Source organism: Mucilaginibacter sp., assembly GCF_025362475.1.
Taxonomy (GTDB): domain Bacteria; phylum Bacteroidota; class Bacteroidia; order Sphingobacteriales; family Sphingobacteriaceae; genus Mucilaginibacter.
The window spans coordinates 84,469-99,201 of the sequence record NZ_JANYGH010000067.1; the positions used below are offsets into that span (position 1 = coordinate 84,469).

A 14,733-nucleotide genomic window follows, 5' to 3' on the forward strand; every position below is an offset into this window, starting at 1 on the left:
TTGCCGGTAGCGGGAAACTCAGCTACTAAAAATATCTTTAAGTTCCTGCCGATTACTAAAACGTTCGAAACCAATATTTTTAATATTCATTGAGACGATATACCGCTTTAACTCTTTGTAATTACTATGATAAAACATGGAAAGTTTAGCTACTTTCTTGACGCCCACCATCAAATATAGGTACTCATAACTACCGCTTTTTGATGATAAGATCGATGTTTTAAACCCGGAGATATCATCCAAATCAAAGCGTCTGCTCGTGCCCAAACCCAGATACCTTTTTATAACAAAAGTTCGGTCTTCTATTTCAATACTTATAGCCTTTGTCCGTAATTCACCAAAAATCAGCCAAATCCATAAGAAGGCAAAAAACGAGCAAAACAATATAAATGGAATTAAACTGATTGTTGGATTGAGTGCATTTCCAGATAACACCATAAGCACCATAACTGTAAACCCTGTTCCCAAAAGGCTTAGTAGGTAGGCAGTAAATCTAAATTTTGATTTCATTAAAAACTTAACTCAGTAAATAAAGGGCAATATATATAATCACGCTGTAACGCGGCCAACAAAAAAGGCGATAAGTATAAACTCATCGCCTTTATATTTTTACTTCCCTTCAGGGACTGTAGCTTACATATAAGCTCTTTGATTCTTACCTTCCATCCAGTTAACAAAAGCACGATTAACTACTTTGTTACCACCCGGGGTTGGATAGTCACCGCTAAAATACCAGTCGCCTGTATGATCAGGGCAGGCAATATGCAGGTTATCTAAGGTTTGGTAAATCACTTCAACCTTACATTTTATTTCTTTTGGAGTAATGATCTGTGCAATACGGTCAGAAACCTGCTGATCGGTAAACAGTTCATATATTGCCTTAACATGGTTTTGAACCTTCTCTTTAGGCAACTTAATGCTATCCTTACATTTCTGGTAAACGTCAAGAATAATATCTTCCCTGCCCATTTCCTTTAACAGACTGATGGCAGCTTCAAAAGCAACAAACTCACCCATGCGTGACATATCAATACCATAGCAATCCGGATAACGGATCTGCGGGGCAGATGATACAACAACAACCTTGGTAGGCCCAAGTCTATCCAGAATTTTCAGGATGCTTTGTTTAAGTGTAGTACCCCTTACAATGGAATCATCAAGCACAACCAATGTATCTGAACCCTTTTTTATCAAACCATAAGTGGTATCATAAACGTGGGCAACCATTTCACTACGGTCTGCATCCTGGGTAATAAAAGTACGCAGCTTAACATCCTTAATGGCAATTTTCTCCACCCTTGGCGCAAGCTGTAATACTTCGGTTAACTCCTCTTCACTTATCTTGTCCTCGCGGTTTAATAACCTGTCTCGCTGGTATTTTTTAACGTATTTATGTACACCTTCAACCATGCCATAAAAAGCAACTTCGGCTGTGTTAGGGATGTATGAAAATACGGTATTCTTAATATCATGGTTAACCGCATTCAATATCTGCGGGCATAGTAACCTACCTAATTGCTTACGCTCACGGTAGATTGATGCATCGCTGCCACGTGAAAAGTAGATCCGCTCAAATGAGCAGGCTTTCTTTTCTTTTGGCTCGCTAAACATATCCTCGGTTATCTTACCGTTCTTTTTAACGATAAGCGCATGACCTGGTTTTATCTCCCTGATTTCCTCGATGGGAATATTAAACGCTGTTTGGATAGCAGGGCGCTCTGAAGCGGCAACAACTATCTCATCATTGTAATAATAAAACGCTGGCCTGATACCAACCGGATCGCGCATCACAAAGGCATCTCCATGGCCCAATATCCCCGCAATGGTATAACCACCATCCCAGTTTTTGGCCGATTTCCGAAGAATTTTGGCAACATCCATATCATTGGCTATCAGCTTGCTGATCTCCATGTTATCGTCCAAACCTTCGCGCTTGTACTGGTCAAACAACCCCTGGTTCTCGGTATCAATAAAGTGCCCCATTTTTTCGAGCACTGTAATGGTATCGGCTTGTTCCTTAGGGTGCTGCCCCAGGTCATAAAGTTGCTGCAATAACTCATCAACATTAGTCATGTTGAAGTTACCTGCAATAACCAAATTCCTGGTTTGCCAATTGTTTTGCCTCAGGAATGGGTGGCAGCTTTCAATGCTGTTTTTACCGTGGGTACCATATCTCAGGTGCCCCAATAAAACTTCGCCTGTAAAGCTCACGTGTTCCTTCAGCCATTCGGCATCAAGCATTTTTTCGGGAGTTTCTTTCTGAATATCCGCGAATTTCTTCTGGATGTATTCAAAGATATCAGCAACGGCATTTGAAGCCATTGATCGGTGCCGACTGATGTACCGCTTGCCCGGGGCAATATCTAATTTAATGGTTGCAACACCAGCGCCATCCTGGCCGCGGTTATGTTGTTTCTCCATTAAAAGGTAAAGCTTGTTCAGGCCGTACAGCGCAGTTCCGTACTTTTTCTGATAATAAGATAGTGGCTTTAATAAGCGGATAAATGCCACACCGCATTCATGTTTAATCTGATCGCTCATGATTCGGAATGAGGCTGCAAAGGTATCATTTTTAATGGATTTTTGGTAACATCATTTGTCATTAATATAACATGATTTAAAGATGGGCCGATTTCAAATTTCAGTTGTACCGGTTTCAAATGTGCAGATGCTGTATCATACTTTTTGATCAGCATAAAAAGACTGTGTAACTTCAATTAATCCCGCTATATGGTCATTAAACTCTTCCAGCTCTTCCGCAGGAACCCAAAGTTCATCGTGAATACGGCCCCCAACATTTTGCACCTGGTATCGTTTCAAAAAGTCAGCCGGTAAACTAAACCGGGTTACAAAGCCCGAACCTGAAGCTGGCACATTCCAATCGTGCGCTATCTGAATAGCATAAGCCTCATTCATTACAGGATAAAAAATGGGCTGCTCAGCTAATCGTTTGGGAAATCTTTTAAAACCTGATTCTTCTATCAACTTTAATTCCTTTGGTCCGACAGGACGCCATAATGTTATAAGTTCATTGGTTTGCACGAAGCTAATCTAAGGATTTTGTCTGAATGAAAAATTCCAATACCCTAAACACCATTCTGCTAATTTAAAAATTCCGTAAATTCTGATTCAGACACCCCATCTGCACATCTGAAATCTAAAATCCGCACATCTGAAATTCACCATCTGCACATCTAAAACTTAATATCCCTAAATGTAATGTTTATTCGCGGGCCAGGCTGTTTGGCAGTTTTAGGTACCTGGTGCAGCCAGTTATGCTGGGTAGCGCCCTGCATAATAAGCAAACTTCCGTTATTCAAAGCAACAGATACTTTGGCGTTTTTTTGCAGTTTATGTTTAAATTGAAAAGTGCGCGTTGCTCCAAATGAGGCCGAGGCAATAACCGGGTTTCCGCTTAGCTCCCGTTCATCGTCGCTGTGCCAGCCCATACTATCCTCGCCATTGCGGTAATAATTAAGCAGGGCCGAGTTAAATTGTTTGTCGCAAAGCTGCTCGGCAGCCTCCTTTATCATTTTCAGCAAGGGGGTAAATGGAATAGGAATATTCACCACGCCAGAGTAGGTGTATGTTTGCCCGTTATCGGCATACCAGGAAGTGAGCCGGGGAAAGTTCACCATTTTGCCATGAATCTTCATTTTATCCTGCTTCCAAAGAATGGTATGTTTCAGCTGTTCAAATAACTCGTAAACACCATCTCCCTCATAAAAATTAGGATACAGATATGCCTCTCCATCAAACGGCAAAATATTTTGACGGCCTGTATCAAATATCCCTAACTGATTATCTGCAAAAAAATCCATTTTTAAAAAAGAGTCACAATTCAAGACCTCGAAAACAAGACAAAAGAAAAATTGACATACTGCTTGTCCCCATTTAAAAATTAGACAAAAGAAAATGAAAACTGTTTAGCCTCATACCAAAACTCATCACATTTTTTTTCGCCGCCTTTCGTCCGAACATCTTTTGTCCTTTCATCCTTCCTCCTTACTCCCCTTTTTGGCAAAAAAAAATCCGGCTTCTCAGCCGGACCTTAGGTTTATTGATTTGGTTTGAAATTCATGATTAAAGTTTTTCGCCGTGCTGACTGATGTCCAGCCCAAGCACCTCATCTTCTGCCGATACCCTCAATGGTGATATCATATCTGTTATTTTTAACAATAAAAGAGAGCCGAAGAACGAAAATATAGATACCCCGATAAGCGCGATAAGTTGCACCAAAAAAAGATGCGTTTCGCCAAAAAAGAGGCCGTTACCCGTAGTATTGCCTGCATTTACATGCTGATTGGCAAAAACACCGGTAAGTAACATACCTACCATACCACCTACCCCATGGCAAGGGAATACATCCAGTGTATCATCAATAGTGGTGCGCGTACGCCACTCCACAACCAGGTTGCTCACCACTGCCGATATGATACCTATCGCCAGCGAATGTGGTACTGTTACATAGCCTGCTGCCGGAGTAATAGCTACCAAGCCTACTACGGCGCCGATACAGGTACCCATAGCAGATGGCTTACGGCCACGCAGCATATCAAAAAATATCCAGGTGATACCACCCGCGGCTGATGCCGTTGTGCTTGTTGCCAGTGCCGTTACAGCCAAAGCGTTTGCACCAAAGGCAGAGCCCGCATTAAACCCAAACCAACCAAACCACAAAAGCCCTGTACCTATCATCACGTAAGTGATGCGGGCAGGTGAATGATTGGCTTCGTTACGACGTTTTAAGTATAAGGCAGAGGCTAAAGCAGCCCATCCGGCCGACATGTGCACCACAGTTCCACCGGCAAAATCAAGCACACCCAATTTGGCCAAAATACCATCGGGATGCCAGGTACAATGTGCCAATGGCGAGAATATAAAGATGGAGAACAATACAAGAAAAATGATATAAGAGTTAAAACGGATCCGCTCGGCAAAAGCACCTGTAATAAGCGCAGGGGTTATTATCGCGAATTTTAACTGGTACATGGCAAATAAGAGCAAAGGAATAGTGGGAGCCGCTTTCCAGGTTGCATTGCCCAGCATGCCTTTCATCATGAAATAAGTCATCGGGTTACCTATAAAGCCATGAAAGCTCTCGCCAAAGGCCAAACTAAAACCAAATATGCCCCATAAAACAGTGATGATAACCATACAAACAATACTTTGCAGCATGGTGGAGATAACGTTCTTTTTGTTAACCATACCGCCATAAAAAAAGGCAAGGCCCGGCGTCATGATCAAAACAAGCGCGGTTGACATCAGCATCCAGGCAATATCACCTGTATTAAAATGAGGATCCCCGGAATTCTTAAACTCAACAGATGGAAAAATAAATGTTAGCGTTAGAATTATAAGTATAATTAAGAAAGGAATATACCGCTTCATGCAAAAATTATAGAACTGATTTTAAAACGGCCTGAAATTAATACTTTTTGCTTAATAAAACGAAGTTAATGTTAATTTTTTATTAAATAGACAATAAAAAATCGTCATTATAGATACTTAAGCACAAAATCAGGAAAAATACCCAACAAAATCAGCACAAAACTTATAATTACAGCCAAAACCAATAAATTATAGGATTTTTTATATACAATATCCTGATTTTCTGATCGTTTTAAAAATAAATTCAGTGGGATTTTTATATAGTAAAACAAGGAGACAACTGTGGTTAAAGCCCCTGTAGCCATCAGCAGCATCAACCAGATACTATGGGTTTGCTGATAAACACTATACACTGCCGAAAACACAAATATTTTACCGGTAAACCCTGCAGAAACAGGCAAGCCCGTTAGCGATATCAGTATAATGGTAAAACAAACAGATGCTATAGGATATTTTAAACCAAGCCCTTTATAATCATCCAAACCTTCTGCATTGGCAACGTTGCTAAAGTATGAGGCCAGTGCTAACGCGCCAATATTTGCCAGGGCGTAAACCAGCAGGTAATAAGTTAATGCAGATAAGCCCTGAAGGTTAAGGATCACCACAGCCATCAAAGCAAAACCGGTATGCCCTATACTGGAGTATGCCAGCATCCGCTTAATATTGGTTTGCATTACCGCCGCAAAGTTACCCGCTATCATGCTGATAACACCGATTATGGATAACACAATTCCCAAATCAAAACCTATTCCATTACTCCAAACCATTAAAGGCGCCAAAAAATTAACCAGCAAGGCAAAAGCAGCAATTTTGGGTAAGGTTGAAAGGTAAGCGGTAACCGGGGTTGGCGCTCCCTCATATACATCGGGCACCCAAAAATGCACTGGAACAAAAGAGAGTTTAAAGCCTATGCCTACCAGTACTAATATTACAGCAAAGATGGCGCTTATTGGATTAACCTTTGCAAGCCCTATAATGGTTGACTGAAAAACAATATCCAGCGAGCCGCTGAACCCATAAAGCAGGGAAATTCCGTACAGCATAATCGCCGAAGAAGCTGCCCCAAACAATACGTATTTTAGCCCGGCCTCGGTACTGAAAGCGTTTTCTGAGCGATAAGCTACCATCAGGTATGATGCGATGGAAACGATCTCGATAGCGAGGTAAATTGATAACAGGTTTACAGCCATCACCATTAAATGTAAACCCAGTATAGAAGCTATAGTGATGGAATAAAGATCTGACAACCCTTTTTCATGCGAGTTTAGTTTTTCATCCCATGTAAAATACAACAACAGGATAAATGCCAGTAAATCAATCACCAGTTTAAACAATATACCACTGCGACTGAGCAGCAGCATATTGCTGAATATAAAATGCTGCCCATCTAATATCAATGCAAACTGCTGCAGATCTTTGAATATCACCACCAGGATACCTGCGCAAGCTACGGTACGGCAAAGACCGGCTGATCTTTTACCAAATAACACATCGGTTATCATAACCACCAGGAACAGCAGGGCCAGGAAAGCCTCGGGTATAAAATAGGTTATACTCCCAAAAACTTCGGTTAACTGTTCGGATATGTGCGGTAGCAGGTCGTGCATTATTTATTTAGCTTGTAAAAATTGTATCAATGCCAGTACCGAATCATTGATCTTATCAAAAACCAATGATGGCATAATACCCAATACCAGGGCTATTAATGCCAGTGGTGCAAGTGTTAGCTTTTCGCGCAGGTTCAAATCGGTAAGGGCGGTTTTCCAAACACTGCCGCCTTTTAATGATTGCTGTCCAAAAAACATGCGCTGCAAGGTCCATAAGAAATAAGCGGCGCTTAAAAATATTCCTAATGTACCACAAACCGCCATCCAGTAAGGTAACAAGCCATTAACCGCATGTGATTTGAATACCCCGGCTAAAGTAAACGCCTCGGCCACAAATGCCGAGAAACCCGGCAAACCCAGTGATGCAAAAAAAGCGATCATTACAAAGGCGGTATATTTTGGCATTAGCGTGCCTAACCCACGGAAATGATAAATATCCCTGTCATGTACCCGGTTGTAGATAACCCCTACCAGGAAGAACAGCATGGTTGATAAAAACCCATGGCTCACCATTTGCATCACAGAGCCACTGATACCTTCGGCTGTTTGCGATGCGATGCCCAATAGTACAAACCCCATGTGTGATACAGAGGAATAGGCGATCATCCGTTTCAAATCCCGTTGTGCCAAAGCGTTAAAGGCACCATATAAAATAGAAATCACGCCAAGCAATCCAAGCCAAAACGCATGAGTTGTGGCCACATCAGGGAAAATCCCCATACAGATACGGATGATACCGTAACCGCCTATTTTGAGCAGGATACCAGCCAGTATAATAGATACCGGTGTGGGCGCTTCTACGTGCGCATCTGGCAGCCAGGTATGTAATGGCACTACCGGCACCTTAATAGCAAACGCGATGAACAGCACCACAAAGCCAACCGTACGTGCAGGCATACCCAATATGGTTTGATGCCCCGCTAAAGAGAATACCGACTGTGCGCTGTAATTGGCCGGGTTCATCATTTGTACTATGTTGAAGGTATGGTTACCTGTGGCAGGGTCTGTAACGGATAGGTATAACCCAACCATCACCAGCAGCATAAATACCGAACCAAACAATGTATAAAGGAAAAACTTAATGGCCGCGTATTCCCTGCGCGCGCCACCCCACATCCCGATAAGGAAATATAGGGGTAACAGCATCAGTTCATAAAACATATAGAACAGGAAGAAATCTAAAGCGCAAAACACCCCGATAACGGCCATATCCAGCAATAAAAACAAGAGGAAGAACCCCTTTAAATTACTCTTGATCTCCCAGGAGGCCAAAGAAGCGATCACCAGTACCAGCGAGGTCATGACCAATAGGGTAATGGAGATACCATCGATCCCTACAAAATAATCTATCTGCATTTTGCCCATGCTGCCCAGGTTAAGACCTATCCAGGGAAGTTTTTGGACAAACTGAAACTGCTCTTCATGGTTAATACCGCCATGGCCTGCACCTGTTTTAAAGTTAAGGTATATCCAGATACTAATACCCAATTGTACCAGCGTAGCAAGCAGCGTGATATATTTAAAACTGTTCCTCATGGATGAGGGCAACAGCATGATGATAAAGCCGAACAGTACAGGTATAAATATGAGTAAGGTTAATATATTCATCAGGTTTATATCAGTATTTTTAAAATAAACAGCAACAGTACAATCACCAGCATGCTAAACAAATAGTATTGCACTTTGCCGGTTTGAAACTTACGTGCAAAATTGCCAATACTTTGAACAATGGTTGCTATTAAATGCAAAAAGCCATCTACAATATATTTATCGGCCCAGGCGGTTAACCGCGCAGCATAACCGCTTAATTTGGTTAGCAAATGAATAAGTCCATCAATAACATTTTTATCAAACCAAAAACAGGCTTTGCCAAAACCAAGTACCGGTTTTACAAAAACACGTTTGTATATTTTATCAATATACCATTGGTTGTAGGATAGCCGGTATAAAAACCCGGTTTGTGAAAAAGCAAAGCTATTTTGTTTTACGTAGATAGCATAGGCCAGGTATAACACAACCAGACTTATTACATTTACCAATACTGGGATAATCAAGTGATAAACGCTCTCGAACTTAGTTATTCGCGAAATATTCAAGCCTTTAAATAACCAGCCCTGCTCATAGGAGAATGGGTTAAAGGAAAATAAGGGAAATAAACAGCAAACCGCTAACAACGCCAAAGGCAATTTGTACTGCCAGCCGCCATCAGTCAGGTGCAGTTTTAGTTTTGGGTGGATGTTGAGCAGCCTGAGATCGCCAAAGAAAACTTTGAAGATGAGCCTAGCCACGTAGAAGGCGGTTAGCCAACTGGTGATCAATGCCGTTAACGGGATTATTTTAAGCCATACACTTTTGCCTTCGCTCCATTCAAATGCCTGGATCAGTATGCCATCTTTTGAAAGATAGCCGGATGTTAAAGGCAAACCAATTAATGCCAAACCGCCAATAATAGCCGCGATAAAAGTAAGGGGCAGGCGCTTGCGCAAACCACCCATGTACAGGATACTCTGCGGATCAATATCCAGGTCATTATCGTCCCTAATGTGTTGCATTTGGTGAATAACAATACCAGCCACCAAAAACAGCAAACATTTAAAAAACGCGTGCGTGGCCAAATGGAAAAGTGATGAAGCATATGCACCTACTCCCATTGCCAGGATCATAAACCCTAATTGCGATATGGTAGAATAAGCCAAGATGCGTTTCAGGTCATTTTGTGTAAGGGCGATTGTAGCCGCCATAAACGCGGTAAAGCAACCAATGCAGGCCAGTATGGTAAGTTCTGTTTCGGTGAACATGGGGTAAACCCTGCCTAATAAAAATACACCCGCGGCAACCATGGTAGCCGCGTGAATAAGAGCTGATACAGACGTTGGCCCTTCCATTGCATCAGGTAGCCAGGTATGCAACGGGAACTGCGCAGATTTGGCTACAACAGCTAAAAAGATACCCGCGACAGCAATGTATTGCCAGATGGCGGGTAGCTGCCCGGTTGGCGCAATCCATAAGCCATTATTTACAACTGATTGGGCTATTAAACCCTTGTTGGCAAATAGCGTTAAAATATCAAAAGTATGGAATTGGGTAAACAGGATGATAATAGCACTTAGTAAACCAATATCACCCACACGATTCATGATAAAGGCCTTTTTATTGGCCTGCACCGCCTTATCCTTAGTAAACCAGAAACCAATAAGCAGGTACGACGAAAAGCCCACCAGCTCCCAAAAAGCATAAAACAATACCAGGTTATCAACCACCACCAAAGCCAGCATGCTGAAACAAAAGAAGCTGAGGTAAGTAAAATACCTGCTGTACCGCTCATCATATTTCATATAAGCAGTTGAATAAATATGCACCGGCAAAGCGATAATCGATACCAGCAACAGCATCAATGCCGAAAGATTATTCAATAATATCCCCGCATAAACCTTTGTTTGCCCAATAGTAAACCAAACATATTGATGATGTATTTGATGATTATTCCATATGCCGGCAAATACCCTGGCTGCCAAAACACAGCTCAACAAAACAGCCAATGTTGATACCCAACCCGAAACCTTACTTTTAACCGGCAGGCAAAAATTTAGCAAAGCGGCAAGCAGCGGCAATGCCACAGCTGCGAGGGTGCAGGTGATAAGAATTGTGTCGTTATGTGAGAGGGCGTTGTTCAAGTCTATTTTGTTATGATATCCACATCACCATTGCCATTAACAGTTACGCTTTGAATAGTATCCAGTTTTAAATGATATAATTTCCCAACGATATCTGATTTTTTTCCAGAAAGTAACTTACCATTTATATGGTATAAAAAAGTATCAGGAACACGTACAGAATCGGCATATTTTTTTGATAATGTGCTCAATACATTCTGATAGGCCTTTATTCCAAAATCATTACTTGTCATCAAAATTACTCCATTTTTTCCTTCGGGACCATAACTACTCGTTGCTGAAGCGCTTTTCAAAACTTCTATCTCAAGAACATCATTCGGATCTATTCCTTTTAACGCGGTTTGATCAGTTTTTTTTCCGTCCATGAAAAACAATGGATCAGATTTTGATTTAATGGTATCGGTTGAGGATTTTATTTTGTTGCGTTCACAATGCACATATATCATATCTGCAACCGCTTCGCCGTCGCCCAAATCCCTGGCTTTATAAAAATCTTCACAAGCTGAAGCAGATTGTTCAGCAGACGGCTCAATAATACCTTTTGATGTATACTTATTGATTTTGGCTACTCCTCTATTTGCATAGGCCTCCTTATAATCGGGGTATAGATCAATTGCTTTGTCATAGTCAGCAATAGCACCATCCATATCAAACTTATTTCCTTTTGCAGCTCCCCTGTCAAAATAAAGTTCAGCGATGGTTGAATTTATGGTAATAGCTTTAGTATACAAATCAATCGCTTCATCCGATTTGTATCGGTGGGCCAAATCATTTGCCTTAGTAATCAAATCATTTATTTGTTTGCCATAACTGGCTTTACCATCAACAAAATCAAGCTTACGGGTAATTTTACCCTGCTTGTCATACTCTATATAATCGCCAACCTGCACACCTTTTGCAAAGTTAAATTCAATATGCTTTTCTCCGGTTTCGTAATATACCATGGCTTTGCCATCGTCCTTATCATTTACGTTATTTACTTCCTGTTTTAATATACCATTTGCATAGAAATCTTTGTACGGTCCGTTTCTTAAGCCGTTTTTAAAAGTGATCTCCGATAATTTATTGCCATTCTCGTCGTAAAGAACTTCAACCCCTTCAGGAGATCCATCTTTTAAATTACCTTTTGCGGCTATTTTTCCGTTATCTGCATAAGCAACAAACGCACCTGTATAAGGCGTTTTGTCTTTATTGTAAAACTTTTCATCAACCCTTTTCAAATCTTTTAGGTTTACCTGGGCATACGATTGCTTACAGCAAAACATTACAAGTAACAGCAATATAGTTTTAGGTATGTTTATCATCAATCCTTCAGGTTATTGATCTTACCCGGATCAATGGTTTTATATTTTCTGTACACATTAAGTATAATAGCAAGTGCCACAGCTGTTGTAGCGGCTGCCAGCACAATGGCAAATAAGGCGAAGATCTGTCCGCTGTTATTTACGCTATCGTGTTTACCAAAGGCAACCAGGTTTAATATGGCCGCATTCAAGATCAATTCAATACCAATCAAAATCTGGATAGCATTTCGTTTTGATACGATCATATACAATCCTATGCAGAAAAGCATTACGCTTACCACCAAAAAATCGGTTAAGGTGATCATATTTTCGCCTCCTTACGTGAAAGATGCGCCGCGCCAACCAATGCCATCAGCAATAAAATCGAGATTGCCTCAAAAGGCAGCAAATACCGGGTCATTAAGTTAACGCCTATATTATCTATCATCACAGCGTTTGGGGTAATAGTATTGTTAGTGGCGATAGAATCCTTTACCCAGCCCAGGTTATCCGCGTCAGCCTTTAACACCACGTTGATCATCACTATAAAAAACAAAGCCGCAAGCAGTATGGCAGGCAGTTTAGCCATGCTAAAGAATTTACCCTTTTGCTGCTGAATCACATTTAAAGTTTCTTTACCAGATAGCATAAAAGCAAAAATGATGAGCACCAGTATCCCTCCTACATAAATTACTACCTGGGTTACGGCAACAAAATCTGCCAAGGCCAACACATACAAACCAGCCAAAGCAAACAGCGTTACAAAAAATACAAAGATACTACGTACCAGGTTTTTTGTGGATGCCGCATACAATGCCGAAACAATGGCAATAAAACTCATAAAATAAAATAGCACCCGGACGAAACTCATGCCCCTCCCTCCTTTTTTTGCATCGCGGCCAGTTTGGCAGCTTGCTTTTCGGCTTGTTGCTGATCAAACAGCGCACGCTTTTCGGCAGCGACTTCTGGCGGCATGTCCGAAAACTGGTAGGTCAGGTCGCTTAGCTCAAATACGGTTTTATCATATTGGTTGGTCATCACGATGCACTCGGTTGGGCACACAATAGTACACAAACCACAGTACATACACTTGGCCATATCAATATCAAACTTAGCGGCATAAAGGCGTTTGGTAGTTCCATCAGATGTTTGGCCGATGGCTTCAGTGGCTTTGATAGCTTCAATATCTATACAATCAACCGGGCATACTTTGGCACATAGGTCACATACAATACAATCGTCCATCTCTACCTCCAACTGGTAGCGGCCCACTTCAGGAACAGGTAGTTTTTGTTTGGGGTATTGAATGGTATTGGTACCTTTTTCCAATTGTTTAAAGTAATTACTATCGCTTACGGTAATGATCTTCCTGTCAGAATTTGGCGCAAACAGGTGCTTCACGGTAAGGCTTAACCCTTTCCATGCTGTTGCAAAACCGTTAATTACTCTTTTAAACACTAATTATTAAACTCTAAATAATAAATTCTAAACTCTAAATCCTAAATCCTAAACTCTAAATCCTAAACTCTAAATCCTAAACTCTAAATCCTAAACTTTAAACTCTAAATCCTAAACTCTAAACTCTAAATCCTAATTTCAAAAATCTTAAATCCGAATCGAACATCCGAAATCCGAAATTCTCTCTCCTACATGAGCCACAATCTCCATACGCCGGATATCAGCATACAGGCAAAAGCAAGCGGAGTCAGTACTTTCCAGCAGAGATTCATCAGCTGATCTACCCTAAACCGGGGCAATGTCCACCTGATCCACATTTGGACGGCCACCAACCCCAGGGTTTTTAATGTTACCCACAAAATACCGCAGCCCATGCCGGTTGTCCAGGTAGCTAAATGTACCGGGCCTATGTTTGGCAATGGCGTGTTCCATGCACCTAAAAACAGTATAACTCCTATCATGGATACCAGGAACATCATAGAATATTCGGCCAGGAAAACCAGCGCGAAACGAATGCCGGTAAACTCAGTATGAAACCCAGCTACCAACTCTGATTCCGCTTCGGGAATATCAAACGGGGCACGGTTGCTCTCGGCAAGCGAGGCTATAAAGTATATAACAAACGCAATAATAAGGTGCGGGGCACGAAATATATTCCAGCTAAAAAAACCTCCTATTTGTGTTACATCCCAAAAACCAAGAAACTTTATTTTCTCGGGCGATAGTACGCCCTGCTGCATGGCTATTGCCTGCATATCCAGCGTTTGGGCTATCATCACAACGGATATAATGGCAAAACCAGCCGGGATCTCGTATGAAATAATTTGCGCGGCAGAACGCATGGCGCCCAATATGGAATACTTGTTATTTGATCCCCATCCGGCCATGAGGATACCCAATGTTTCAATAGAGATAATGGCGAAAATATAATAGATACCAAGATTTATCTTTGATGGAATAAGGCCGGGCGCCCAGGGCAATGCAGCAAAGCCCATGTAAACCGCGATAAAAATTACTGCCGGAGCCAGCATAAAAAGCCACTTATCGGCAGCGGCGGGAATGATCAATTCTTTCTGAATCATTTTCATGATGTCAGCCAATGTTTGTAAGGATCCAAACTTTCCTGTTTCTGTGGGACCAAGCCTATCTTGTATAAATGCAGAGATCTTACGCTCGGCATATACGCCAAACAAAGCGAAAAAGGCCGAAAAACTGAACAAGCCTACAGCAACAATAAAATATGTGATATAATAATTCAAGTACCTTTTTGCTTAAGCTGCAAACTTACTAAATGTTGAACTATTTTAGACGACAAGTTTA

13 protein-coding genes are annotated in these 14,733 nt (G+C 41.4%); all 13 read right to left on the reverse strand.

Annotated elements, in window-relative coordinates; all coding sequences use genetic code 11:
• Window positions 1–18: 18 nt before the first annotated feature.
• The 13 genes from Q0R88_RS23610 to nuoH all read right to left on the reverse strand — a co-directional run bounded on the left by Q0R88_RS23610 (window position 19) and on the right by nuoH (window position 14,672).
• Window positions 19–510 carry a hypothetical protein gene (locus Q0R88_RS23610; RefSeq protein ID WP_295720885.1) on the reverse strand — a complete coding sequence of 164 codons (492 nt, stop codon included), beginning with the start codon at window positions 508–510 and terminating at the stop codon, window positions 19–21.
• Between the two features lie 123 nt (window positions 511–633).
• On the reverse strand, window positions 634–2,541 hold the full coding sequence (locus tag Q0R88_RS23615; protein ID WP_295720886.1) for an amidophosphoribosyltransferase: 1,908 nt from the start codon (window positions 2,539–2,541) through the stop codon (window positions 634–636).
• Between the two features lie 135 nt (window positions 2,542–2,676).
• Complete coding sequence (locus Q0R88_RS23620) at window positions 2,677–2,916, reverse strand: hypothetical protein (protein WP_295720887.1); 240 nt, start codon at window positions 2,914–2,916, stop codon at window positions 2,677–2,679.
• Between the two features lie 278 nt (window positions 2,917–3,194).
• The gene (locus Q0R88_RS23625) at window positions 3,195–3,821 is read right to left on the reverse strand and encodes an alpha-ketoglutarate-dependent dioxygenase AlkB (protein ID WP_295720888.1); all 627 of its coding nucleotides are present in this window, start codon (window positions 3,819–3,821) and stop codon (window positions 3,195–3,197) included.
• 262 nt (window positions 3,822–4,083) lie between these two features.
• The gene (locus tag Q0R88_RS23630) at window positions 4,084–5,391 is read right to left on the reverse strand and encodes an ammonium transporter (protein WP_295720889.1); all 1,308 of its coding nucleotides are present in this window, start codon (window positions 5,389–5,391) and stop codon (window positions 4,084–4,086) included.
• A gap of 107 nt (window positions 5,392–5,498) precedes the next feature.
• The gene (locus Q0R88_RS23635; protein WP_295720890.1) at window positions 5,499–6,998 is read right to left on the reverse strand and encodes an NADH-quinone oxidoreductase subunit N; all 1,500 of its coding nucleotides are present in this window, start codon (window positions 6,996–6,998) and stop codon (window positions 5,499–5,501) included.
• Window positions 6,999–7,001: 3 nt separating this feature from the next.
• Window positions 7,002–8,606 carry an NADH-quinone oxidoreductase subunit M gene (locus tag Q0R88_RS23640; RefSeq protein ID WP_295720891.1) on the reverse strand — a complete coding sequence of 535 codons (1,605 nt, stop codon included), beginning with the start codon at window positions 8,604–8,606 and terminating at the stop codon, window positions 7,002–7,004.
• Window positions 8,607–8,611: 5 nt separating this feature from the next.
• Complete coding sequence (nuoL, locus tag Q0R88_RS23645; RefSeq protein ID WP_295720892.1) at window positions 8,612–10,672, reverse strand: NADH-quinone oxidoreductase subunit L; 2,061 nt, start codon at window positions 10,670–10,672, stop codon at window positions 8,612–8,614.
• A gap of 2 nt (window positions 10,673–10,674) precedes the next feature.
• Window positions 10,675–11,976, reverse strand: a complete 1,302-nt coding sequence (locus Q0R88_RS23650; RefSeq protein ID WP_295720893.1) for a hypothetical protein — start codon at window positions 11,974–11,976, stop codon at window positions 10,675–10,677.
• The gene (gene nuoK / locus Q0R88_RS23655; protein WP_295720894.1) at window positions 11,976–12,281 is read right to left on the reverse strand and encodes an NADH-quinone oxidoreductase subunit NuoK; all 306 of its coding nucleotides are present in this window, start codon (window positions 12,279–12,281) and stop codon (window positions 11,976–11,978) included. The genes Q0R88_RS23650 and nuoK overlap by 1 nt, the downstream gene beginning before the upstream one ends.
• Window positions 12,278–12,796 carry an NADH-quinone oxidoreductase subunit J gene (locus Q0R88_RS23660; protein ID WP_295720895.1) on the reverse strand — a complete coding sequence of 173 codons (519 nt, stop codon included), beginning with the start codon at window positions 12,794–12,796 and terminating at the stop codon, window positions 12,278–12,280. The genes nuoK and Q0R88_RS23660 overlap by 4 nt, the downstream gene beginning before the upstream one ends.
• 26 nt (window positions 12,797–12,822) lie before the next feature.
• A complete protein-coding gene (locus Q0R88_RS23665; RefSeq protein ID WP_295720896.1) occupies window positions 12,823–13,413 on the reverse strand; it encodes a 4Fe-4S binding protein in 591 nt (196 codons plus the stop codon).
• Window positions 13,414–13,601: 188 nt separating this feature from the next.
• The gene (gene nuoH / locus Q0R88_RS23670; protein WP_295720897.1) at window positions 13,602–14,672 is read right to left on the reverse strand and encodes an NADH-quinone oxidoreductase subunit NuoH; all 1,071 of its coding nucleotides are present in this window, start codon (window positions 14,670–14,672) and stop codon (window positions 13,602–13,604) included.
• Between the last annotated feature and the right edge of the window lie 61 nt (window positions 14,673–14,733).

What these genes read in the sequence shown, in the direction of transcription:
- Q0R88_RS23610 (WP_295720885.1), bottom strand. Translation starts at nt 510, where the DNA reads ATGAAATCAAAATTTAGATTTACTGCCTACCTACTAAGCCTTTTGGGA.
- Q0R88_RS23615 (WP_295720886.1), bottom strand. Translation starts at nt 2,541, where the DNA reads ATGAGCGATCAGATTAAACATGAATGCGGTGTGGCATTTATCCGCTTA.
- Q0R88_RS23620 (WP_295720887.1), bottom strand. Translation starts at nt 2,916, where the DNA reads ATGAATGAGGCTTATGCTATTCAGATAGCGCACGATTGGAATGTGCCA.
- Q0R88_RS23625 (WP_295720888.1), bottom strand. Translation starts at nt 3,821, where the DNA reads ATGGATTTTTTTGCAGATAATCAGTTAGGGATATTTGATACAGGCCGT.
- Q0R88_RS23630 (WP_295720889.1), bottom strand. Translation starts at nt 5,391, where the DNA reads ATGAAGCGGTATATTCCTTTCTTAATTATACTTATAATTCTAACGCTA.
- Q0R88_RS23635 (WP_295720890.1), bottom strand. Translation starts at nt 6,998, where the DNA reads ATGCACGACCTGCTACCGCACATATCCGAACAGTTAACCGAAGTTTTT.
- Q0R88_RS23640 (WP_295720891.1), bottom strand. Translation starts at nt 8,606, where the DNA reads ATGAATATATTAACCTTACTCATATTTATACCTGTACTGTTCGGCTTT.
- Q0R88_RS23650 (WP_295720893.1), bottom strand. Translation starts at nt 11,976, where the DNA reads ATGATAAACATACCTAAAACTATATTGCTGTTACTTGTAATGTTTTGC.
- nuoK (WP_295720894.1), bottom strand. Translation starts at nt 12,281, where the DNA reads ATGATCACCTTAACCGATTTTTTGGTGGTAAGCGTAATGCTTTTCTGC.
- Q0R88_RS23660 (WP_295720895.1), bottom strand. Translation starts at nt 12,796, where the DNA reads ATGAGTTTTATTGCCATTGTTTCGGCATTGTATGCGGCATCCACAAAA.